This is a genomic window from Allobosea sp. LjRoot237 (assembly GCF_964253285.1).
Classification (GTDB): domain Bacteria; phylum Pseudomonadota; class Alphaproteobacteria; order Rhizobiales; family Beijerinckiaceae; genus Allobosea.
Genome location: NZ_CAXUQP020000002.1, coordinates 51,731 through 73,160, shown reverse-complemented (window position 1 = coordinate 73,160; position 21,430 = coordinate 51,731). Strand labels below are relative to the sequence as shown.

Below are 21,430 nucleotides of genomic sequence, written 5' to 3'. Positions count from 1 at the left end.
GCAGCCAATCCTATCAGGGATGCAACATTGTTACATCTAAGGTTGCTCCTGTGCCGACCATTCGCTGTCTTCGATTGCCGGCCGCGGCACTCCTCGGCACCCTACTTGTGGGCGCAGCCTCTGCCGCGCCGACGCAGTATCCGCTGACGCTGGAGAACTGTCGCGAGAGCGTGACCTTCGCCGCGCCGCCCAAGCGCGTCGTCGCGATCGGCCAGACGCAGGCGGAGATTCTCTACGCGCTCGGTCTCGGCGACCGTGTCGTCGGCACCGCAGTCTGGTTCTCGCCCGTCGCCAAGCCCTATGAGGCGGTCAACGCCAAGGTGAAGCGTCTCGCCGACAATGATCCGAGCTTCGAGGCGGTGCTGGCGCAGGAGCCCGATCTCGTCACTGCGATGTTCGAGTGGCATGTCGGACCCAACGGCATCGTCGGCAAGCGCGACCAGTTCGCCAAGGTGAAGGTGCCGACCTATGTCTCGCCGACCGATTGTGTCGGCAAGGACAATTCCGGCGCCGGCGACGGTGTGCGGACGCAGATGTTCACGATGGAGCTGGTCTATCGCAACATCCGCGAGTTCGGGCAGATCTTCGACGTTGCCGATCGGGCCGATAAACTCGTGGCCGAGCTCAAGGCGCGCGAGGAGAAGGCGGTCCAGGCGGTGGCGAACGTCAAGGCCAAGGACGTGCCGGTCGTGGTCTGGTTCTCCAGCAAGGACATCAAGGGCGACGGCTTCATGGCCGGCAAGAACGGCGTGCCCGCCTATATCCTGTCGAAGCTCGGCGCCCGCAACATCATCAGCACCAATGAGGAATGGCCGCTGGTCGGCTGGGAGAGCATCGCCGCCGCCAACCCCGCTGTAATCGTCACGGTGAAGATGGAGCGCCGCCGCTTTCCGGCTGACGATATCGAGAAGAAGCTCGACTTCCTGAAGACCGATCCCGTCGCCAGCAAGCTCGATGCGGTGAAGAACAGCCGCGTCGTCATTATGGATGTCGGTGCGACCCGCGCCGGTCTCGACACGGTCGATGGCATCGAGACACTCGCCAAGGCAATCGCCGGCTTCGGCCTTTCTCCTTGAGCCACGCCGTCTACGGCCCCAACTGGCCGGCGCGAATCGCCATCGCGCTGGCGTCCCTGCTGGCGCTCACCGTCTCGGTGGCGCTGGCGGTGACGATCGGCGAGATGCGCATCCCGCTGGAGACGGCGCTGCGGGCGCTCGGCAACGGGCTGTTCGACCTCGATTTCCCGGTCAGCGCGATCCAGCAGGGCGTGATCTTCGATTATCGCCTGAGCCGGGCGCTGATGGCGGGCTTATGCGGTGGGGCTCTGGCGCTTTCGGGCGCGATCCTGCAGGCGCTGCTGCGCAATCCGCTGGCGGAACCTTATGTGCTGGGCATCTCGGCCGGCGCCTCGACCGGCGCCGTCGCGGTGCTGATCCTCGGCGTCGGCATCGGCGGCACGGCGCTGACGGTCTCGGCCGGCGCCTTCATCGGCTCCTGCGCCGCGCTCGCTGTCGTTGCGCTGCTGGCGACGGGCGCGGGCGGGGCGAGCGATCGCGTCATCCTAGCGGGCGTCGCCACCTCGCAGCTCTTCAACGCAGCGACTGCGACGATCGTCACGACATTGGCCAGCGCCGAGCAGGCGCGCGGCGTGATGTTCTGGCTCTTGGGAAATTTCGGCGGCGTGCGCTGGCCGGATCTCTGGATCGCGGCCCCGGTCGCCTTCATCGGCTTTGCGATCTGCATGCTGCACGCCAAGGTGCTCGATGCTTTCGCCTTCGGGGTCGATGCCGCGGCCTCGCTCGGCGTCGCGGTCACTAGGGTAAAGGTCGTGCTGCTCGCGACGACAGCGGTGATGACCGCGGTCATGGTCAGCATCGTCGGCACGGTCGGCTTCGTCGGGCTGATCATTCCCCATGCCGCCCGCTTCCTCGTCGGCTCGGGCCATGCGCGTTTGCTGCCGGCCTGCCTCGTCATCGGCGCGATCTTCATGATCCTTGCCGACATCCTGTCCCGAATCCTGATCCCGCAGCAGATCCTGCCGATCGGCGTGGTGACGGCGCTGTTCGGCGCTCCGGTCTTCGCCGTGATCCTCTATCGTGCGAGGCGGCCGTCATGACGCTCGCGACCCGCGAGCTGCGCTGGGCCGCCGGCGGCCGGATGATCGTCGACGGGGTGACGCTGCAGGCGGCTCCCGGACGAGTGCTCGGCCTGATCGGCCCCAATGGTTCCGGCAAATCGAGCCTGCTGCGGCTGCTCTGCCGGCTGCGCAATGTCGCGAGCGGCGTCGTCATGCTGGATGGACGCGACATTGCCGCCGTGGCGCGACGCGAGCTCGCCCGCCGCCTCGCCTTCGTCGAACAGCAGGCGACGACCGAGATCCAGCTTTCCGTCTGCGACGTGGTCCGCCTCGGCCGCACGCCGCATCGCGCCGCGCTCGCATCATGGAACGACGCCGACGAGGCGGCGGTGAACGAGGCGCTGGCAAGGGTCGGGCTCACGGAGCGGCACGACCAGTTCTGGCACACGCTCTCGGGCGGCGAGCGCCAGCGGGTCCATATTGCGCGGGCGTTGGCACAGGAACCGAGCGAGCTCATCCTGGACGAGCCGACCAACCATCTCGACATCCAGCATCAGCTCTCGATCCTGGGGCTGGTCCGTCGCCTCGGCATCACCTGCATCATGGCGCTGCACGATCTCAACCTCGCCGCCATGTTCTGCGACGAAATCGCGCTGCTGCATGAGGGGCGGCTGCAAGCGGCGGGGCCGCCGGACGAAGTCCTCACGGCTGAAGCGATCCAGCGCATCTTCGGTGTCGCGGTCTCGATCCGGACGGGGGCATCTGGGCGCCGGCACATCGAATACCTGATCGAGACGGAGCGGAGGCAGTCATGAAAGCAGCTGAGGCACAGGCCCAGGTTTCCGACTACTGGACCCGGCGCGCGCCGGCTTTCGACGGCGTTGCCTCCCATGTCGCGCAGGCTTCGCTCTGGCGCGACGTGCTTGCGGCTGCGTTCGAGACGCAAGGTGCGAAGGATGTCGTCGATCTCGGCACTGGCACTGGCGCCTGTGCGCTCATCGCCGCCTCGCTAGGGCATCGCGTGCGCGCCTGCGATGGCTCGGCGGGCATGCTCGCCGCGGCCCGGCAGGCCGCCGAGGCGTCCGGGCTCGAGGTCACCTTCGAACAGGCTCTGATCGAGGAGGCGACGTTCGCGGCGGTGTCCGCCGACATCGTGACATTGCGCAATGTGCTTTGGACGCTTCCCGATCCGATGGCAGCCCTGCGCAAGGCGCATTTGCTCCTGCGCCCGGGTGGCCTGGTGCTCGTCTCGGACGGGCTCTGGTCGGTCGCGGCGCAATATCGCTCGACCTATCCCGACAGCCTCGCGGCCAGCCTGCCGCGCCATGACGGGCTGACCGAGGACGAGGCGCGGACGATGCTGAGCGAGGCCGGTTTCGGGCCGGCGCGGAGCTGGCAGCACCTCTTTCCAGCATCGCCCTATCCCAGTGATGTGCCGATGTTCGTGCTGACGGCGCGAAAAGGCTGAAGCTACCCGCGATCCTCGAATGCCGGATGCTCCCCTCTCCCCAGGGCGAGATGGGCGAAAGGGCGAGGAGAGCGAAGCCATCAGAACCAGGAACAGCATTGCAACCGGGAGCCACTAGGCTTCGGTTGCATTTGGTCCGGCAATGTCCTGGAAACACTGTGCTCTAAACCGAGCTAGGTAACGGCGCGCCATTCAGGATAAAAATGCGAACACCTATATATTTGAAATAGCTATATAATTTTCACTTCCCTTCACCGTCGAATCCGCCATCTCCGAGACCGCGCAATTTCCGAAGATGGGTGGCCTTTGGGAGGCAGAAAGACACCTGGAACACGTGGAGGAAGCGCGCCGGGCCAATATTCAAGAGCGCCTAACGCTGGCGAGAGCAATGCTCGAGAAACAAGATCCTCTTTATCTGCGACGATTGAGCTCCTCAAAGCCAGCGATCACCGGCCGCCCCGCTTCTCAACATCGCCGAGCTGTTCGACCAGATTCGGGTCGCAAAGCACCCACCCCGCCGGGGCCGGCTCGCGGCGGCGCGAGCTTCGGTGCTGGAGGCGTATCAGCGCTACACGGACGCAACGCCTGGGCGCTGGCGCCGGACGAGACCAAGAAGCGCATCGAGGGCTCAGGCGGCAGCTGTCCGGGCGACGCTCGATATGCTTGCAGCTGAGGCCACTTGGGGCCGCCGCGGCAAAGGTGGCGCGACCATTGAAGCCGTGCCGCTCACCGCCGCCTGTTTTCAGCACTGTGAGAGCCGACCGGCTCAGCATGCCGACGGCCGCGTCTTCGCCGATCCGAACCTGCACACCCATTGCGTCATCATGAATCTCGCAACCCGAGCGGATGGTACGCTCGGGGGGCTTCACTCGAAGATTCTGCGCGATCACAAGATGACGGCCGGCGCCGTTTATCATGCTGCGCTGGCCGCTGAGGTGCAGAATCTCGGCTTTGCGGTCGATCGTATTGGCAAAAATGGCACCTTCGAGATCGCCGGCGTCACTGACCACGCAATCCAGTATTTTTCGGCGCGACGCCAGGAAATCGAAGCAGAGCTGGCAAAGCTCGGCGCCGACAGCCCGTCGGCTCCAAGCCTTGCCGCAGCCATTACCCGGCAGACGCGGAGCAGCAAGATTGCCTCCGACACGAGCGCGGCGCAAAGCACGTGGATCGATGCTGCGCAGGCGATCGGCCTCGACGTCGCTGGTTTTGTCGATGCGCTACGGGCTCCGCCGATCGGTCACGATCGGCGCGCAGCCGAACTGGCCTTGCAGCAAAGGCTGGATGAACTGCCGGAACTGCTGACGCAGTCCCAGAGCGTCATTGAGCGACGCGAGCTCCTACGCGCCGTCGCCGCCTGCCTCGTCGGGACTGGGCTTCCTGCTGAACGTGCTGCCCACGAAGCTGATCAACTGCTGCATCAGGAGGCGTTTCTCGAGATCGCTCAGGATGCGCTCGGCCGGCCGCTCTATTCGACGCCCGATATGGTTGCCATCGAGCGGCAGGTCGTCGAATGCGCCCACGGCATTGCGAGCATCCGACTCTGGCGCGTGTCAGACATCATGCGGCGGCTACTCTTGGTCCATTCCTGACATCTAGGAGGTCCGCTTTCGGGTGATCCAGTTTGGCGGAGAGGCGGGCGTTCTCGCCCTCGAGTGTCTTCAGTCGGCGTGCAATTGCTGGCCCTGCGAACGATGATGGTCGCGTGCGCGGCCTTGGCCAACGAGACCACCCGCATGGCCTGGGCGATCATGACCAACCGACGCGACCTATCGCGAGCCGGTCCCGCAGGCCGCATAGACATCAGGCGAACCTCGCCGACGAACTTGGGAAGGGCGAAACCAACGTAATGCAGGCAGCCGGTCGAACCGAAGAACGGGAAAACCCACACGCGCCACGGCGCCTTCAAGCGTGCGGTTTAGCGTTGAAGGGCTGAGCCCAGATCGCGTCATAGGCCAGCACGGCGTCGCCGCCCCAGTTGACGACGACGATCTCGCTGGTCGCGGCATGGGCCGGCGTCAGCCGCAAGCTCGCCGGGATCGCCAAGGCTCGCCGATGATGCCGCGCGCCCTCAGCGGGAAGGCGACATTGTTATAGACGGCCAGATGCGGAAATAACGCATGCCCCTGGAAGACCACGCCGAAATTGCGCCGCTCGGGCGGCAGCGCGGTCACGTCGCGACCGTCGAGCAGAAGGCGCTTACCGCTCGGGGCGACGAAGCCGGCGATGCTCATCAGGATCTTCGTCTTGCCGGAGCCGGAGGGGCCAAGCAGCGTGATGAATTCACCGGGCTCGATTGTCAGATCGGTCGGTTCGTGCGTGACGAAATCGCCATAGCGCTTCTCGACCTTGTCGAGGACAAGCAAGTGAGCCGGTAGTCACGCCGATGATGACGATCTTCCAGGGCGCCGATCTCGCAAGGGCGAGCAGGCCTCGGCGCTGGGGCAGCCCGGCTCAGCGCAGATCGCGCGCGCCGATGCGATCGGCGAGTTCGATAAGCCAGCGCAGGACCGCCCGCTCCTCCTCGGGGAGCTCGGGACGGTTCGCTGTGGTTTTGGCAAAGCGCCTAAAATCGCGCCAGCGCAGATGGAAATCCAGCACGTCTTTCGGCGCACGCGGGCGGCGCGGTGCGCGACGCTTTATCGGGGTTTCATCTGAAGGAGTCATGCACAGTCCGGTCCAAAGCCGCCTGCAAGTATAGTAGTCACATGCCGCAAGGACCCGAGCGTGAAAAAAGCGTGAAGTCGCTTGGTGCCGCTCGCATTCGATGGGATTATCCTTTCGACGGTACGGCCTCGCTGGGGAGAGCTGTGACACGATGGCTCAAGCGCTTCTCAAGATATCGCTTTTTGGACCCTGCATCGTGCAGTCGGTCCAAGATGGACGTTATGCGATCACGGGCGCGAAGCACCGTGCGATCTTTGCGCTGCTGGCCACCGCCCCGCTCGGGCGACGGACGCGTAACTTCCTGCAGACGACGCTTTGGGGAACGCATTGCTTCGACACTGGCCGACAGAGCCTCCGGAGGGCGCTGTCCGATATCAAGCATATCATGGGCGAGGATTTCGCCGAGCTGATCGACGCCACCCATGCCGACATCACCCTGGATCTGCGCAAGGTCCGCTTCGACGGCCGTACCGGAGACGGGCTTTTTCTCGACGGCATCGACATCCGCGAGAAGGGCTTCGTCTCCTGGGTCGATGGCATCCGAACCAACCCGGACCAGCTCGGCGCGCTCTATGGCAGCTCGCTGGTGCTTCGTGCACCGGTCCAGCCTGTCGTCGCGGTGCTACCTTTCTCCGCACTGGGCGGCGACCCGATCGACGTCACGCTCGGCGACTGGTTCGCCGAGCAGATCTGCCGCTCGCTGAGCCGCTCGCGCCTGCTCGCGGTGATCTCGCATCTGTCAGGACGGGAGCTCGTCCGGCAGACGATCGACATCGCCGCGGTGCGCACCAAGCTGCGCGCCGACTTTTGCGTGATGGGCAGTCTCAGACGCGAGGGCGCCAGGGTCGTGCTGGACGCCGACCTCATCGACACGACGTCGAGCCAGATCCTCTGGACGGAAGAATATTGTCTGCCCGCCGACAACTTCACCGAGCGCGCCGGCGAGGTGATCCAGACGATCCTGTCGCATGTCGCGAGCTCAATTGCCGAGGACGCCGTCCGACATGCCCGCCAGTCCGATCCGACACGGATCGACAGCCACCGGCTCTTGATCGCCGGCGTGACCCTGATGCACCGTCGGACGCTGCACGAGTTCGCATTGGCGCGCTCGCTGCTCGAAGAGGCGCTGCGGCGGGCGCCCTATGCGGCCGAGAGCCATGCCTGGCTCGGCAAATGGTATGTGCTGAGTGTCTTCAACGGCTACAGCACGGATCCGGATCAGGAAACCAGCCTCGCAATCGATAGCACCTCGCGCGCTCTCGACCTCGAACCGGACGACGCCTTTTGCCTGACGATCGACGGCTTTGCACAAAACAACCTGCTGCGGCGACACGACCTTGCGGCCACGCGCTATGATCTTGCGATCGAGAAGAGCCCAAGCTGCTCGCTGGCCTGGCTGTTCCGTGGCGTTCTGCACGCATTTCACGACGAAGGCGACCAGGCGGTCGTTGCGACGGAACGGGCACGGCGGCTCTCGCCGCTGGACCCCTTCGGCTACTACTACGACTCCCTGACGGCGACCGCATATTTGGCAACTGGTGACTACGAACAGGCGATCGAGCTGGTCGATCGCTCCTTCGCGATCAACGACCGACACACGTCGACACTGCGGACGAAGATCATCGCTCTGCATTATCTCGGCCGTGGCACTGAGGCCGCTAAGGCGGCGCGCGAATTGATGCAGCGGATGCCGAGCTTCACCGTGGAATCGTACCGCCGCACCCACCCGTCGGCGGAATTCGAAATCGGCCGCCGCGCTGTCGTGGCACTTCGCGCTGCCGGAGTTCCTTAACGGAAGCGAGTGAACCGACATCTCGCAGCAGGGTGATTTTGGAGGGTCTTGGCATGGGCGGCATGGGCGGCATGGGTGGTATGGGTGGTATGGGTGGGCTTGGCGCGACAGGGCTAGGATCATTCGTCCCGACCGAGCTCATCGACCCGGCGACAGTGGTTGGAGTGATCGACACGAGCGAAGCGCTTCTTCACATCGCCGATTCCTTCGAATCGTCGAGCACGATACCGGCCAATCTTCAGATGGACGCCGCGCGGAACCTTTCCACCTGCGCACCCTGGGTCAGGGCCTCGCTCTATCTCTCCGACTTCCTGAAGGATCTGGGCTGGACCAGTTCGACTGCTGCGTCCGGCTCTGCCAGCCTGGAGCTCGTCGGCACCAAGATCGTCGAGCTGGTCCGGCCGTCGATCGCGCTGTTCCGCGAGCAGATCGCGCTCGTGCGCGACTATATGGATCTGCGCCCTGAGCGCAGCACCGAGATCTTGTCGCAGCTCGGCTTCCCGACTGGCTATTTCACCAGTATCCTCGGGCTCACCTCCGCGCGAAACCCATTTACCTTCGAATTGATCGCGGCGACCCAGGTGTTGACCGCGCACGTCGCCATGGGCGCCAAATTTCATCTGGCGTGCCGGCGGCCCGATCAGATCGCTCCGGTCATGCCGATGATCCAGACACCCGCCCATCCGACCTATCCGAGCGCCCATGCCGCCGAGGCCTTCGCGGTGGCGACGGTCATCGAGGGACTGCTTCAGGCGATCGCGACCACGCATCACTTTTCGCACGGCAACGCATTGCGCCTGCTCACCTTCAAGCTGGCCGAGCGCATCGCCGAGAACCGGGTGATCGCCGGCGTCCATTACCCGATCGACAGCTGGGCCGGCGCCACCATCGGCGAGGCCGTGGGTCGACTGATCCTGCGCAAATGCGGCATTGCCGCAGCGCTTCATCCGGCGGTTTTCGAAGCGACCAATCTCGATTTCTCGGTCGCGGCCTTCCGCCCGGACCTCTGGCCGGGCGATGCTCGCAGTTGCGCAAAACTGACGCGAGCGCCCACCCCCATCGAGGGCCCGAACCAGAGCCCGCTCTTCGCTTGGCTCTGGCGGAAGTCTCTCGACGAATTCCAGCTGTCCTAGGGCCTATCCGGCGAAGCCCGGCTCGCCGGATAGGCTCCAACCCTTTGCTTTCAACGCAGTTCCAGCAGAGCCACTCCATGCTTCTGCCGGAATTGATCGAGAAGGACCGGCATCATGTATGTGCGGCCGAACGATTTCGAGCCGGAGGCCTATGCGCGCTGGGCTTTCGGCGCGGGGCGCGCTCATGTCTTCGCCGATGCGGCAGGCGCTGCGAGCCCGCTGATAGGGGCGTTGGCGACGCTGTCCCTGACCGACCCGGGCAAGCTCGCCGGCACGCCGGATGTGCTGGTGCCGACGCTCTGGCACGACTACAAGCCGGAGGCAGGGGCCATGCACCTGCCGCTGCTGCTGCGGCTTCCGGCGGCGAGCGGCAATGCGAGCCTTCACCCTCTCGATGATATCGCGGAAGCTGCACGCCAGTTCTCGGACACGGCTGAATTGCGCCTAGGCGCCCCCGTGCTGGAGAGCCGGGTCGATGCCGACTTCGCACCGAACCGGATCGACAAGCGCCTGAAGGGCGCGGCCCCAGGACGTCGGCCGAAGGCGATCGTCGCCGTGATCGATGATGGCCTGCCTTTCGCACATCGGAACTTCCGCGATCGCGACGGTCGCACACGCATTGCTTTCTGCTGGCTCCAGGGGGCGCCCGTCGCGCCCGAGGAGGCCGGCCGCACGGTGCTGTTCGGGCACGAATTGCTGGGACACGACATCGACGAATTGATCGCAGCCTCGGGCGCCGACGAGGTGGGCCTCTATCGGCGCGTCGGTCATGAGCGTGGCGCTTTCGCGGGCGACACGACGCTCGGCGCCATGACCCATGGCTCCCATGTCCTCGACGCGGCTGCCGGTTATCGACACAAGGGCAACGGTAAGGCCGGGGACGATCTCGACGACGCCGCGATCATCGCCGTACAGCTTCCGGCGCCGGTGACGCTCGATACGACCGCGTTCGGCAGGGGATTCTTCATCCTCGCCGCGCTGCAATACATCTTTGACCGCGCTGAGCGCCTGGCCAGGCGGCATGGCGTCGCCGAGCTACCGCTGGTGATCAACCTCAGCTACGGTTTCAGCGGCGGGCCGCATGACGGCAGCGACCAGCTCGAGCGCGCGATCCGCGTGCTCGTCTCGCAGCGCAAGCTGAAGGCGCCGACCCATCTCGTCATGCCGGCCGGCAACGATTTCGAGAACAGCCTGCTAGGTGTGATCTCGGCCGAAATGCTGGCGGCGCGCGGCTCCAATCCCGCACAGGGCTTCGCTATTCCCTGGCGGGTTCAGCCGGTCGACCGCACCTCGAACTATCTGGAGATTTGGCTGCCGCCGGGCGCCGATCCCACCGGAGTGAACTTTACGCTACACGATCCGGCCGGCGCCATGATCGTCGAACGGCGCCTTGCCGCGGCCGATGGCACGCGGCATATCGACCTCGTTGGGGACGCATCGGCGGCCCCTTTTGGGCAGGTCAGCATCGAGCGCATCGGCAATGGCGGCCCGACGCGGCACTGGCGGATCGTGGTCGCGCTCGCGCCGACCGCCCGCGAGTTCCCCTCGCGCAGCTATGCATGCTCCGGACGATGGAGCGTCGAGCTGAGCGAGTTGGCGGCCGTCCTCGCCAAGGGCCCGATCGCCTGCCGCATTCAGCGGGACATCAACCCGTTCGGCTATGCCAACGGCGCCCGCCAGAGCTATCTCGACGAGCCAGCCTGTAAAACGGCGCCGCAGGACCTGGACGAACCTGACGCCTTCATCCAGCGTTTCGGAACCGTCAACGGCATCGCGACGCATGACGCGGTGACGGTCGTCGGCGGCTATGTCGTGTCGACGGGGCGTCCGGCCGAGTACAGCTCAGCTGGCGAAACCAGCGAAGGGAGCAAGGCGCGTGTAGATTGCTGCGCACCTTCCGAGCTCAATCCCGCCTTGCCGGGCATTCTCGGCGCCGGCGTCCTCTCCGGCAGCGTGTTCCGGATGCAGGGGACGAGCACGGCCTCGCCCCAGGTCGCCCGCGCCATCGCCGCGCATTATCTGCGCGCGGGCGGCTCGCGCCACTCGCAGGGCGGGCTCGCAGACCTGTTGGGTGCGCGCTGGCGGCCAGCCGACGACATCGCCATCCCGCATCATGACGAGAGGCATCGTCAGGCGCGTCTTGGCAATGGGCTGCTGGCGGAGCGGCGACCCGGACACGGGCCACGGGAAAGCTGAGAGCGGCAGACAGGACCAGCGGTTCGTGTGACAGGACCGGCCTCGGCTTTCGGCACTTCGATTGCGTGTCCCGCCGGCCGCCCGCCTCGCATGATGGATCTTTTTGCTTCGACCGTTTGCTTTGGCCCCGCGCCCATCCAACTGAGTTGATGACGCGAAGGCCGATGCTTCGGTCCTTGCCACACAAGGCCGTTGCTGTTCACACCTCGCGCATGCCGCGCCACATGACATCCAGCAGCGGCTGCAGCAGATAGGCCCACATCGTGCGGTTGCTCGTCACGATCAGCACCTCGGCTGGCATGCCGGCAACGAGCTGCACGTTCGGGAGCTTCTCGAGCTCGCTCCGCTCGACCTCGATTCGAGCCAGGAAATAGGGAAGATTGGTGCGTTCATCCGTCATCCGGTCGGCCGAGACCGTCCGCACGACGCTCCTGATCACCGGCAGGCTGCGCGCGCTGAAGGCGGGGAATTTCACCTGCGCCTCGAGACCGGGATGAACGACATCGACATCGGTCGGTGCGATGCGCGCGTCGATCAGGAGCGTCTCGTTGGCCGGGACGAGATCGAGAATGACCTCGCCGCCCCGGATCACCCCGCCCACCGTCTTGGCCCGCAGATTCACGACGCTGCCGTCGAGCGGCGCCGTCACCACGGTCCGCTTCAGCACGTCGCGGCTGGCCACAAGCTTCTCGCGCAGGGTCGTCAGTTCTGCCCGCACCTCGGTGAGCTTGCCGGCGATCTCATCGGCCCGATCGGCGCCGAGCGAGACGATCTGAAGCTGCGTCTCGCCGATCTGCTCCTTGACTTTCGCGATCGTCGCCAGGGCCTCGCCGTGACGACCGCCGATCTCGGCCGATGCGCGCTCAAGACGGCGCAGTTCCGGCTTGGTGAGCATGCCCTTGGCGAAGAGCGCCTGCTTGCCTTCGAGTTCGTCCCGGATGAGGGCTGCCTGCGAGCGGGTGCTATTGACTTGGGCCTGGAGGGCCTTGATCTGCTCGGTCTGCTGCTCGATCCGCTGACGCAGAACCTTCTGGCGCGAGACGTGCGCCTCCCGACGGGTGCGGAAGAGTTCGCGCTGGCCGTCCAGCACAGCTTTCAGGGCGGTGTCGCCCGGCTCGCCGGCGAGTTCGTCCGGAAATCCGATCTCCGCCGCCCCGGCTTGCTCGGCGAGGAGCCGGGCCTGACTGGCAAGCATGCTGCGGTACTGGCCGAGGAAAGCCTCATAGGCCGCGCGCGACTGCAGGCTCGCGAGATCGACCATCGGTTGCCCGGCCACGACCTGATCGCCTTCGCGCACGTAGATCTTTTCGACGATGCCGCCTTCGAGATGTTGCACGGTGCGCTTGCTGCCGTCGGGACTGACGATACCGGGCGCCACCGCGCCCCCGGCCAAGGGGACCAGTGCCCCCCAGATTCCAAGGCCGACCAGGAAGATGGCGATGACGGCGCCGCCGACGCGCATCGGGCCGCGCAAGTTGTCCCGAAGGGCCGATCCGTCAACGGCCGGACGAACGTCGACGGGTATGGTCGCGACCGCAAGAGCCTTGGTCATGTCCCTCACACCTTTCATGCGCCGGCTTCGGTCCCGAACTCGCGCCCCAGCCGCGGCTGGGGCGACAGCCGATCGAGCCGTTCCCGCAGCGAATCGGGCTTGTCGTCGGCCTCGGTAGCCGGCAGGGGCTCGTCCTCGTCGCGCACCGCCGAAAGCGCGTTCGTGCGCAGCGATTTCAGGATCTCGTCGCGCGGCCCGAACAGAACCACGCGCCCTTCTTTCAGGACGAGGATCCGGTCGGCCTCGGCCAGAGTTGAAGGACGGTGGCCGACGATCACGAGCGCTGCGCCGCGCTCCTTGAGGTCCTTCACGGCGGCCGCCAGTGCGGCCTCGCCGGCCTGGTCGAGATTGGCGTTCGGCTCGTCGAGAACGACGAGAGCTGGATTGCCGTAGACCGCCCGAGCGAGCCCAAGGCGTTGGCGCTGCCCGCCGGAGAGCCGCGCGCCGCCTTCGCCGATCTGCGTCTCATAGCCGTTCGGGAACTGCTGGATCATCGTGTGCGCCCGCGAGAGCGTCGCCGCCTCCATCACCTTGTTCTGGTCGATCTGCGGCTCCATGCGGGCGATGTTCTCGCTCACGGTCGCAGAGAACAGCTCAACCTCCTGCGGCAGATAGCCCAGCACCGAACCGAGCTGCGTCTGGTCCCAATGGCGCAAATCCGAGCCGTCGATGCGGACCGTTCCTGCCGTCGGCGCTTGAATGCCGACGAGAAGCCGGCAGAGGCTGCTCTTTCCCGATGCGGACGGACCAATGACCGCAACCGCCTCGCCGGGATTGAATGACAGGTTGACGCCCCGCAAAATCGGCTCGCGGATACCGGGCACGGTCAGGGTGACGTCAGCAAGGCTGACGCGGCCCTCGACCTTGGGGAGGCGGATCCGGTCGAGCTCCGGCGGCTGCGAGCGCGCACGCGCCTGCAGGCGCTGATAGGCCAACCACGCGTTCACGAAGGCGCGCCAAGCCCCGGTGCCCTGTTCCACCGGAGCAAGTGCGCGGCCCAACAGGATCGAGGCAGCCATCATCGTGCCCCCGGTCAGCTCACCCCTGACGACGAACCAGGCGCCTACCGCCAGGATCACGATCTGCACACCGAAGCGAAAGAACTTGACGAGGCCGAGCAGTACGCCGCTGCGCTCGCCGACGCTGCCGAGGCCGCCCAGAACGTCGTCGTTCTGCTTGCGCCAGCGTTGCTCCAAGGCCGGCATCATGCCCATGCCGCGCACAACCTCAGCGTTGCGAATGACAGTCTCGGCGAAACCGTGCGAGGCGATCTGCGCGACGCTCGCCGTCCGTGTGGCATTCCTCGTCAATAGGTCGTTCACCACCGCGAGCGCTGCCAGCAGGAGCGCGGAGCCAACGGCAAGCAGCCCGAGCGCCGGATGCAGCACCCAGATCATTGCACAGAAGACTGGGACCCAGGGCATATCGAGGAAGGCGATAAGACCTTGCGAGGTGACGAAGCTCTGGATCTGGCCGATGTCGCGCAGAGGCTGAGCGCCGGCCGTGTCGCCTGTGAGCCGCGCCCTGACGCTTCCCGCGAGATAGAGCGGGCCGAGGCAGCCGGCCAGCCAGTTCGAGAGGCGCACGCCGATGATACTGCGCAGGGCATCGAGGATGCCGAGAATCAGCAGGGCCGCCAGGGCCGCGCCAGTCAGCATGATCAATGTATCGACATGGCCGGTGGTCAGCACCCTATCGTAGATCTGCATCGTGAAGATCGGCGAGGCCAGCATCAGGAGGTTGATCGCGACGCTCAACAAAGCGAGCCCGCCGAAGGCGGCGCGGCTCGACCCGAGCGCTCGATCGAGATCGGTCTTGCGCCATTGATAAGGAGCTCTCGAAAACACCAGCAATCTCCTCGAGCAGACATGTCGGGATCAGGCGAGCATGGCCGGATCAACGATGATGGCGCCGCTGGCGAAGATCGTGTCGGCGGCGGTCTGCGCGGCGAGCGGGTCGACGGTTCCGAGCAGCACGTAGGTCGTCTGGGCAGAACCGCTCAATGTGAGCGCATAGTCGGTACCCGTGCCGAGTCCGAGCGCAGCCAGATCGACGAGCGTGATCACAGCCGAGGCATCACCGAGGCTGGAGATCCGGACGATTTCGCCCGCCTCGTAGCCGAAAATGTAGTCGACGCCCGCACTGTTGCGGAACTCGTCGGCACCGGCGCCGCCGCTCAGCGCATCGATGAAGCCGTCGCCGCCGTCGAGCACATCGTTCCCCGCCTCGCCGAAGAGACGATCGTTCCCGGCGCCGCCCAGCAGCGTGTCATTGCCGCCGCCACCGCGGATCTGATCGTTGCCTCCTCGGCCTTCGAGCACGTTGTCGGTCGCGGCGACGGGTGCGCCGGGGATCGCGACATCGCCGATCAGGACATCGTCGAACCCGCTGCCGACGAGATTCTCGATGCTCGCGAGCCGGTCTCCCACGGCGCCCGGTCCGCCCTGGCTGACGGTGCCATCAGGCCGAATAGCGAGCTGGACCGGTCCTGTTGCATTGGAATAATCAGCCGTGTCGTTGCCAGCTCCTCCGACCAGGAGGTTCGCGCCGGCGTCCCCGCCGAGGCGATCGTTGAAGCCCGAGCCGAACAGGTTCTCGATATTCGTGAGCACGTCGCCGGTCGCATGGCCGCTGGTGACCGTGCTGCCGAGCAGCACGGTCACGCCGGCCGTCGAGGTCGAGAAGTCCGCGGTGTCGACGCCGAGGCCGCCGTCGATGATGTCGGCGCCGGCCGCGCCGCGCAGGACGTTGTTGGCGTCACTGCCGGTCAGGGTATCGTTCAAGTTCGAGCCGAGCAGGTTTTCGATGCCGCGGATCCGGTCACCTTGCGCATGGCCGCCCGATCCGACCGTCTCGCCTGTCGCGCTCAAGGTGACGATGACGCCCGCCGTGGATTCGCTGTAGTCGAGCGTATCGCCCGCCGCCGCGTTGACGCCGCCGTCGACCACGTCCGAGCCGCCGCCCGTGCGGAACAGATTGTCGGCTGCATTGCCGATGAGTGTATCGGCACTGTTCGAGCCGAAAACGTTCTCGATACTAGTGAGCTGATCTCCCTGCGCGTCGGCTCCCACCTGCGTCAGCAGATTGAGGTTGACGATGACGGGATCGCTGGAGGTGCGGTAGTCGGCGGTGTCGCTGCCAGCGCCGCCGTTGATGATGTCGGCGCCGGCGCCGCCGGCGATGACGTTAGCGGCGTCGTTGCCGAGGATCGTGTCGACACTCGCGGTGCCGACGACATTCTCGATCAGCAGTAGCCGATCGCCCTGTGCATCACCGCCGTTGCTCACGATAGCCAGCGCCGGGCTGACCACGGTCGAAGCATTGAGCACCAGATTGACGCCTGCGCTCGAGGCCGAATAATCCGCCGTATCGGCGCCGGCATTGCCGAAGAGCACGTCAGCGCCGGTTCCACCGACCAAGATGTCGTCGCCGGCACCGCCGTCGAGCGTGTCGTTGCCGGCGCCACCATCGAGCCGGTTCGCAGTGGCGATGTTCGGACGGCCGGCGATAACGACATCCGCCACGATGATGTCGTTGAAGTCACTACCGACGACGTTTTCGACATTGCCGATGAGATCACCACCTGCCGCGCCGTTCGGCTGGCCGTTGAAGGATGCGGCCTGGACCAGGCCGTCCTGTCGCAGTTGCACGAGGACAGCGCGGTCGGAGGTGGAATAGTCGGTCGTGTCGATGCCGGCCCCGCCATCAAGGATGTCGGCGCCCGCGCCGCCGCGCAACGTGTTGTTCTCGGCGTCACCGATCAGAGTGTCGGCGAAGGCCGAGCCGATCAGGTTCTCGACCTCCCTCAGGATGTCGCCCTGCGCATCGGCGCCGACGCCGGCAATCGCGCTCGACAGACGTACCGACACGCCGCCGGCGGAAGCGGAATAGTCGGCGGTGTCGATGCCGAGGCCGCCCAGCATGGTGTCGGCGCCCGCATCCCCGAACAGAACGTCATTGTCCATGCCGGCTTCGAGGACATCATCGCCCTCGCCACCGCGGAGACTATCGTTGCCGAAGGATCCGATCAGCGTGTCGTTGCCGGCGCCGCCGTCGAGATGGTCATTGCCCATGCCACCGGAGAGGCGATCCAGGCCACCGCCGCCAAATAGGGAATCGTTGCCCAGGCCGCCCGACAGGATATCGTTCCCGCCGCGGCCGAAGACGAGATCATTGCCCATGCCGCCGTCGAGGATGTCATCGCCGCCGACATCGTCGTTCAGCGTTGCCGGATCGAGGACGTTGTCCTGATTGGCGTCGTCGGCATCACCGTCGAGGATGTCGTCGCCATCGCCGCCGTCGAGGCGGTCGTTTCCGGCACCGCCCGCGAGACGGTCATTGGCGCGGCCGCCGCTGAGAATGTCGTTGCCGTCGCCGCCGTAGAAGAAGTCGGGATCGCTGTCGCGCGCGCGAAGTGAAACGGAAATCGAATCGTCGCCCTGCAAGCCATAGATCGCGAAGGAGCCCGACTGCGTCAGGCTGAAACTGTCACGCGCGTTGGTCAGGATACGCTTGATCGTCGCCATCGGTCATACTCCTTGTGGGCGTCGCGCGGAACCGACCAGCGGGCTCCGGATGAAGGACGCTCCGGCTAAGCCCGAGCGCCGAGGTGCTGCTGCGAGCGCATCCGCGCCCGCAGCAGCTGGTCCCCGTTCTCAGCAGTCGACCTGCGAGATCGAGTAGGCGTTCGAGTTGGCGCCGCCCTCACCCGCGAAGGTCTCGGTCGCAGCGAAGGTGTAGACATTGTCACCCAGGGCCTCGGCATCCGCCGCCGCCTCGGCCACATAGCCATCGAGGTTGAGATCGATACAGGTATTGTGGTTGACGCTGCTCGAGATATCCGTTTCGCCGTAAAAATCCCAAGCGATGGCGAGAACTTCATCCATAATTCTTCTCCTCTAACAAAAAGCTGGATTTCTTTTCCAGCAAAGAAATTGTGCCATTCAATATTCGCTAATTAAAGCATTAATATGGCTTATACGACTTAGGCGGTAGAGTTATATTTAAAAATATTGCTATTAAGTCATTTCTATATTTTATCTGCTCACGCAACTGTCGCGAAGATGTAACCTGAGGCGATCGACAGCCCGTCTGTCGCAAAACTATCCGTGAAAGCCTGGGCCAAAGCGGCGTCGCCATAGGCACTTGCTTCCGCCGAAACTTCGGCCTGGTGCCCAGCGGGCATATGGACAGGGCCGCCGCCGCCTTCACGCCAATCGTAGCCACCTCCTTCGCCGCCCCAGGGCCGCGACCGCTCGATCGAGAAGTCCATCGGCCCGTCGCGAAAGTCGAAGCCCTCGATATCGATCGCGATCACCTCGATATGCGCTTCGGACGCGGCCCAGCTCCCATGTCGATTATTCCGGCCGGAATCGTGCTCGACCACGTATGTGAACACGAAATCGGCCCCCGACACCGCAGCGTAGACGTCGGCGTCGGCCATGATGGCCTCGCCCCTTTCGCCCGTTGCGAGGGCGCTGAAGCTCGCCTCACCGCGCGCGACGCTGACTTCTCCCAGGTCACGAATTTCGCCCTCGACCACGCCTTGCGCGCGCGTGGCCCGGCCAGCCGCAAGGGCCTCGCCTCCCATATCGAGAGCCAGTGGGCCGTCGCTGCCATCGTCGGCAACGATGTCGGCGTTTCGACCAGTCATCGCGCGCTCGAACTGGCGGAAAGCCGATGTGAAACGCGGTAGATGCGCGAATTCCGCCAACGACTCACGCAGCGAATCGAAAAGCCCCCCGATTGGAGATCGATATAGGCTTTGCTCCATGACTCCTGCTCCCTTTTCCGGACAGAAGAGTATCGACAAGTAAATGTATTTTCCTAGGCAAATATAGATACACATCCTTCTGGATATATACGCCGTTTGACGTAGATTCGGCCTACCGATACGGGCGCCATCCTGCGACCCGTATGCGGTTCGTCAGGGACCCCCGGTTCGCGGGACGAGGCGAAGCGCCCCCGGGCGGCCGACATCAGTCACGCAGCTGCGGTCGGCCGCGACGGTCTCCCGCCTCGGCTCGAGATTCGTGTCCTGTGCCACCATGGACGAGCGCAGAGCTGCCTCGGTGCGGTTTCTGACGCCGAGCTTGCGCATGATTTCGCGCACGTGCACCTTGACGGTGGCCTCTCGCATGTCGAGTTCGCGGGCGATCACCTTGTTCGGTTTGCCGAGCCTGAGCCGTTGCAGGACATCGTCCTGGCGCGACGTCATCTTCTTCTCAGACGAACGCTCGTGGTTCAGCACCCTGCCGGGGCGGGACGCAGCATGATGCCGGCCATGCAGAAGCGCCGCCGGCGGAAAGAATACGCCGCCAACCAGGATGAAGCTGAGCGCTTGCAGCGCCACCGCCGGAAGCATCGAGGCTGGAATATAGCCTCGAATCCCCTCGCGCAGGACTGAGGCGACATACTGCGGATTCTCCGATTCCGCGAACACCACGATCGGAATCTGCGGAGCCGTCAATCGAACCTGCGCCACCCAGCCGCGCAAGCCTGTACAATCAAGTGTTTCCGCTCCGAGATTTATAATAATCAGATGAGGACCGTCTTCGAGTCGCGGAGCCCTGTCGCTGGTTTCGATACTGATGATGTCGAATCCGGCCGAATTAGCCCAAGCCCTGAGAAGGCTGACAAGGCTCTCGCGTCGAAGTCCTAACCTATCGACGACGACGAGCTTGCCCGATGAGGGCTGATTGGCTGCATCTTGGATCATCGGCCGTCTCCCGCTGCAAATCCGGATCGGTGGAGAAACTCGCGCTCACCGCTGCCCGGAGCCCCAAACGTGCGTGGGCGACGAACTGCATGAATTCGCCCGCGCTTCGGTTGATCGACTATGCGACGATCAGCTTCCGTAGGGCGTGAAAATGGGTTCCCGTACGGCGTGAGAAAACCGTGAAATCGCGGTGCGACCTGTCGACCTTTCGAACTTGATGAGCACCCATACCGGCTTCACGGCTTTCGAGAAGACGGGCACGTCGACCTGGGCGAGATGTGGGCCGGGTCAGTGACTAACGGCAATGTCGTGGCTGCGCCGGCTCGCTTGCTGGCGGGGTCGATACGAGTGTGATCCTCAGCCCGGGAGTGGCGCTGACAACGGGTGCGAACAACACGAGCACCGTCTTTAGCGGCGCCATTGGCGGCATTTTCGGTGATGGCTCCCTGACCAAGATCGGCACCGGCAGCTTCACCCTGAACGGGGTAAACACCTACGAGGGCGCGACCCTGGTCAACGCCGGCTCGCTGATCGTGAACGGCTCGATCGCGGCATCGTCTGGCGTGACGGTTGCGGCTGGCGCGACGCTCGGTGGTTCGGGCGTGGTTCCGACGGCAGTGATCAATGGCGGCACATTGTCGCCGGGCAACTCACCGGGAACACTGACTGTGCGGGGAGACCTGACCCTCAACGCGGGCTCGACCTATCTCGTCGAGGTGCAGGGTGCGAATGCCGACCGGGTCGACGTCACCGGCACGGCTTCGCTGGCGGGAACATTGCGGATCGTGCCGCTCGGCGGCGCCTATACCTTCTCCTCGCCCTACACGCTGCTCTCGGCGACCGGGGGCCGGACCGGCACCTTCAGCCCGGTCGATATGACAGGCAGCTTCGGCGATGGCGTCATCACGACAGTGAGCTACACGAGCAATGACGTGCAGCTGACGCTGACGCCGAAGCCGCTGACGCCTGTCGATCCACCCGTCACACCTCCGGTGACGCCTCCCGGCCCAGGCCTTATCGGGATGACGGAGCCGAAGAATGCCTACGCCATTGGCAAGGCCATAGACCGAGCGGTGGCGAATGGTGGTGATCCGTCCTCGCTGTTTGGGATCTACAATCTGCCGGCGGCATCGATTCCGGCTGCGGTGAACAGCCTGTCAGGCGAGGTGCACACCGCTGCACCTGCAATGGCGAATGCCGCGTCCGACCAGTTCCTGCGGGTGATGCTCGATCCGACGGCCACGGGTCGGCACGGCGATGCCGGGGCGGCTGGGCCAGGCACGGCAGCGTTCTCCGGCCTCGTGCGCAAGGGCGCGAATCGACCTGCTGGCCCCTCGCGTCTCGACCTGCCGTTCTATTCGGTCTGGGGCTCGGCCTATGGCTCCCATGGCCGCACCGACGGCAGTGCCTATATCGGCTCGGCCAGGCGCACGATCGACGCCGCGCATCTGGCGACGGGTATCGATGTTCGGCTGCTGCCGGGGACAGTCGCGGGTGTCGCGGTTTCGGGCGGCAAGGCGCAGGCTTCGCTGCCGGGCGTGCTCGGCAAGGTCGATGCGGAGGTGTCCAGGTAGGCCTCTACGGCGTGACGCAGCTCGGCCCGGTCAGGCTCGCCGCAGCGTTGAGCCATGCCAGACTCGAGAACGATGTCGGCCGCAGCATTCCGGTGCTGGGCTCGAGCCTGTCCTCCTCCTATGCCACGACGGCGTGGAGCGGGCGGCTGCAGGCGAGCGCGGCGCTGCTGAACTGGAACGGGCTCTCGCTTTCGCCATTGGCGGCGATCCAGGCGACGCGGCGCGCAGCCCGGGCGTGATCGAGGCGAACTGG

At 65.2% G+C, this 21,430-nt stretch carries 18 protein-coding genes and 1 pseudogene; 10 read left to right on the top strand and 9 right to left on the bottom strand.

What is annotated here, in order from left to right:
- Nucleotides 1-59 precede the first annotated feature (59 nt).
- The 5 genes from ACSQ24_RS27935 to mobF all read left to right on the top strand — a co-directional run bounded on the left by ACSQ24_RS27935 (nt 60) and on the right by mobF (nt 5,137).
- Nucleotides 60-1,076, top strand: a complete 1,017-nt coding sequence (locus ACSQ24_RS27935) for an ABC transporter substrate-binding protein (protein WP_436098190.1) — start codon at nt 60-62, stop codon at nt 1,074-1,076.
- Nucleotides 1,073-2,116, top strand: a complete 1,044-nt coding sequence (locus ACSQ24_RS27930) for a FecCD family ABC transporter permease (RefSeq protein WP_436098047.1) — start codon at nt 1,073-1,075, stop codon at nt 2,114-2,116. The genes ACSQ24_RS27935 and ACSQ24_RS27930 overlap by 4 nt, the downstream gene beginning before the upstream one ends.
- On the top strand, nt 2,113-2,892 hold the full coding sequence (locus ACSQ24_RS27925; RefSeq protein ID WP_436098046.1) for an ABC transporter ATP-binding protein: 780 nt from the start codon (nt 2,113-2,115) through the stop codon (nt 2,890-2,892). Before ACSQ24_RS27930 ends, ACSQ24_RS27925 begins: the two co-directional genes overlap by 4 nt.
- Nucleotides 2,889-3,545: a class I SAM-dependent methyltransferase gene (locus ACSQ24_RS27920; RefSeq protein WP_436098045.1), complete on the top strand. Its 657-nt coding sequence runs from the start codon at nt 2,889-2,891 to the stop codon at nt 3,543-3,545. Before ACSQ24_RS27925 ends, ACSQ24_RS27920 begins: the two co-directional genes overlap by 4 nt.
- 548 nt (nt 3,546-4,093) lie before the next feature.
- Entirely contained in the window at nt 4,094-5,137 is a 1,044-nt protein-coding gene (gene mobF / locus ACSQ24_RS27915; protein WP_436098044.1) for a MobF family relaxase, read from the top strand.
- Nucleotides 5,138-5,450: 313 nt separating this feature from the next.
- Here the strand turns inward: mobF and ACSQ24_RS27910 are convergent, their stop codons facing one another.
- The 3 genes from ACSQ24_RS27910 to ACSQ24_RS27900 all read right to left on the bottom strand — a co-directional run bounded on the left by ACSQ24_RS27910 (nt 5,451) and on the right by ACSQ24_RS27900 (nt 6,212).
- Nucleotides 5,451-5,573, bottom strand: a complete 123-nt coding sequence (locus tag ACSQ24_RS27910) for a hypothetical protein (RefSeq protein ID WP_436098043.1) — start codon at nt 5,571-5,573, stop codon at nt 5,451-5,453.
- A complete protein-coding gene (locus ACSQ24_RS27905) occupies nt 5,564-5,911 on the bottom strand; it encodes an ATP-binding cassette domain-containing protein (protein WP_436098042.1) in 348 nt (115 codons plus the stop codon). The genes ACSQ24_RS27910 and ACSQ24_RS27905 overlap by 10 nt, the downstream gene beginning before the upstream one ends.
- Before the next feature lie 88 nt (nt 5,912-5,999).
- Nucleotides 6,000-6,212: a hypothetical protein gene (locus ACSQ24_RS27900; RefSeq protein ID WP_436098041.1), complete on the bottom strand. Its 213-nt coding sequence runs from the start codon at nt 6,210-6,212 to the stop codon at nt 6,000-6,002.
- A 196-nt stretch (nt 6,213-6,408) separates the two neighbouring features.
- On the opposite strand from ACSQ24_RS27900, the gene ACSQ24_RS27895 reads away from it, so the two are divergent.
- The 3 genes from ACSQ24_RS27895 to ACSQ24_RS27885 all read left to right on the top strand — a co-directional run bounded on the left by ACSQ24_RS27895 (nt 6,409) and on the right by ACSQ24_RS27885 (nt 11,333).
- On the top strand, nt 6,409-8,004 hold the full coding sequence (locus ACSQ24_RS27895; RefSeq protein WP_436098040.1) for a hypothetical protein: 1,596 nt from the start codon (nt 6,409-6,411) through the stop codon (nt 8,002-8,004).
- A 53-nt stretch (nt 8,005-8,057) separates the two neighbouring features.
- Nucleotides 8,058-9,137, top strand: coding sequence for a phosphatase PAP2 family protein (locus tag ACSQ24_RS27890; protein WP_436098039.1), 1,080 nt, complete (start codon nt 8,058-8,060; stop codon nt 9,135-9,137).
- A gap of 114 nt (nt 9,138-9,251) precedes the next feature.
- Nucleotides 9,252-11,333, top strand: a complete 2,082-nt coding sequence (locus ACSQ24_RS27885) for a hypothetical protein (protein WP_436098038.1) — start codon at nt 9,252-9,254, stop codon at nt 11,331-11,333.
- Nucleotides 11,334-11,532: 199 nt separating this feature from the next.
- Here ACSQ24_RS27885 and ACSQ24_RS27880 read toward each other — a convergent pair whose 3' ends face one another.
- From ACSQ24_RS27880 to ACSQ24_RS27855, 6 genes are all read right to left on the bottom strand, one after another.
- Nucleotides 11,533-12,885, bottom strand: coding sequence for an HlyD family type I secretion periplasmic adaptor subunit (locus ACSQ24_RS27880; protein WP_436098037.1), 1,353 nt, complete (start codon nt 12,883-12,885; stop codon nt 11,533-11,535).
- 14 nt (nt 12,886-12,899) lie between these two features.
- Entirely contained in the window at nt 12,900-14,732 is a 1,833-nt protein-coding gene (locus tag ACSQ24_RS27875) for a type I secretion system permease/ATPase (RefSeq protein ID WP_436098036.1), read from the bottom strand.
- A gap of 30 nt (nt 14,733-14,762) precedes the next feature.
- On the bottom strand, nt 14,763-17,411 hold the full coding sequence (locus ACSQ24_RS27870) for a calcium-binding protein (RefSeq protein ID WP_436098035.1): 2,649 nt from the start codon (nt 17,409-17,411) through the stop codon (nt 14,763-14,765).
- Between the two features lie 129 nt (nt 17,412-17,540).
- A complete protein-coding gene (locus tag ACSQ24_RS27865) occupies nt 17,541-17,771 on the bottom strand; it encodes a hypothetical protein (protein WP_436098034.1) in 231 nt (76 codons plus the stop codon).
- 158 nt (nt 17,772-17,929) lie between these two features.
- A complete protein-coding gene (locus ACSQ24_RS27860) occupies nt 17,930-18,697 on the bottom strand; it encodes a hypothetical protein (RefSeq protein WP_436098033.1) in 768 nt (255 codons plus the stop codon).
- 114 nt (nt 18,698-18,811) lie between these two features.
- Complete coding sequence (locus ACSQ24_RS27855; protein WP_436098032.1) at nt 18,812-19,603, bottom strand: LuxR C-terminal-related transcriptional regulator; 792 nt, start codon at nt 19,601-19,603, stop codon at nt 18,812-18,814.
- A gap of 350 nt (nt 19,604-19,953) precedes the next feature.
- On the opposite strand from ACSQ24_RS27855, the gene ACSQ24_RS27850 reads away from it, so the two are divergent.
- Together ACSQ24_RS27850 and ACSQ24_RS27845 are read left to right on the top strand one after the other, a co-directional pair.
- Complete coding sequence (locus ACSQ24_RS27850; RefSeq protein ID WP_436098031.1) at nt 19,954-21,177, top strand: autotransporter outer membrane beta-barrel domain-containing protein; 1,224 nt, start codon at nt 19,954-19,956, stop codon at nt 21,175-21,177.
- A pseudogene (locus tag ACSQ24_RS27845) lies at nt 21,168-21,416 on the top strand (autotransporter outer membrane beta-barrel domain-containing protein); the annotation flags it as partial. The gene ACSQ24_RS27850 and the pseudogene ACSQ24_RS27845, both read left to right, overlap by 10 nt.
- Nucleotides 21,417-21,430 lie beyond the last annotated feature (14 nt).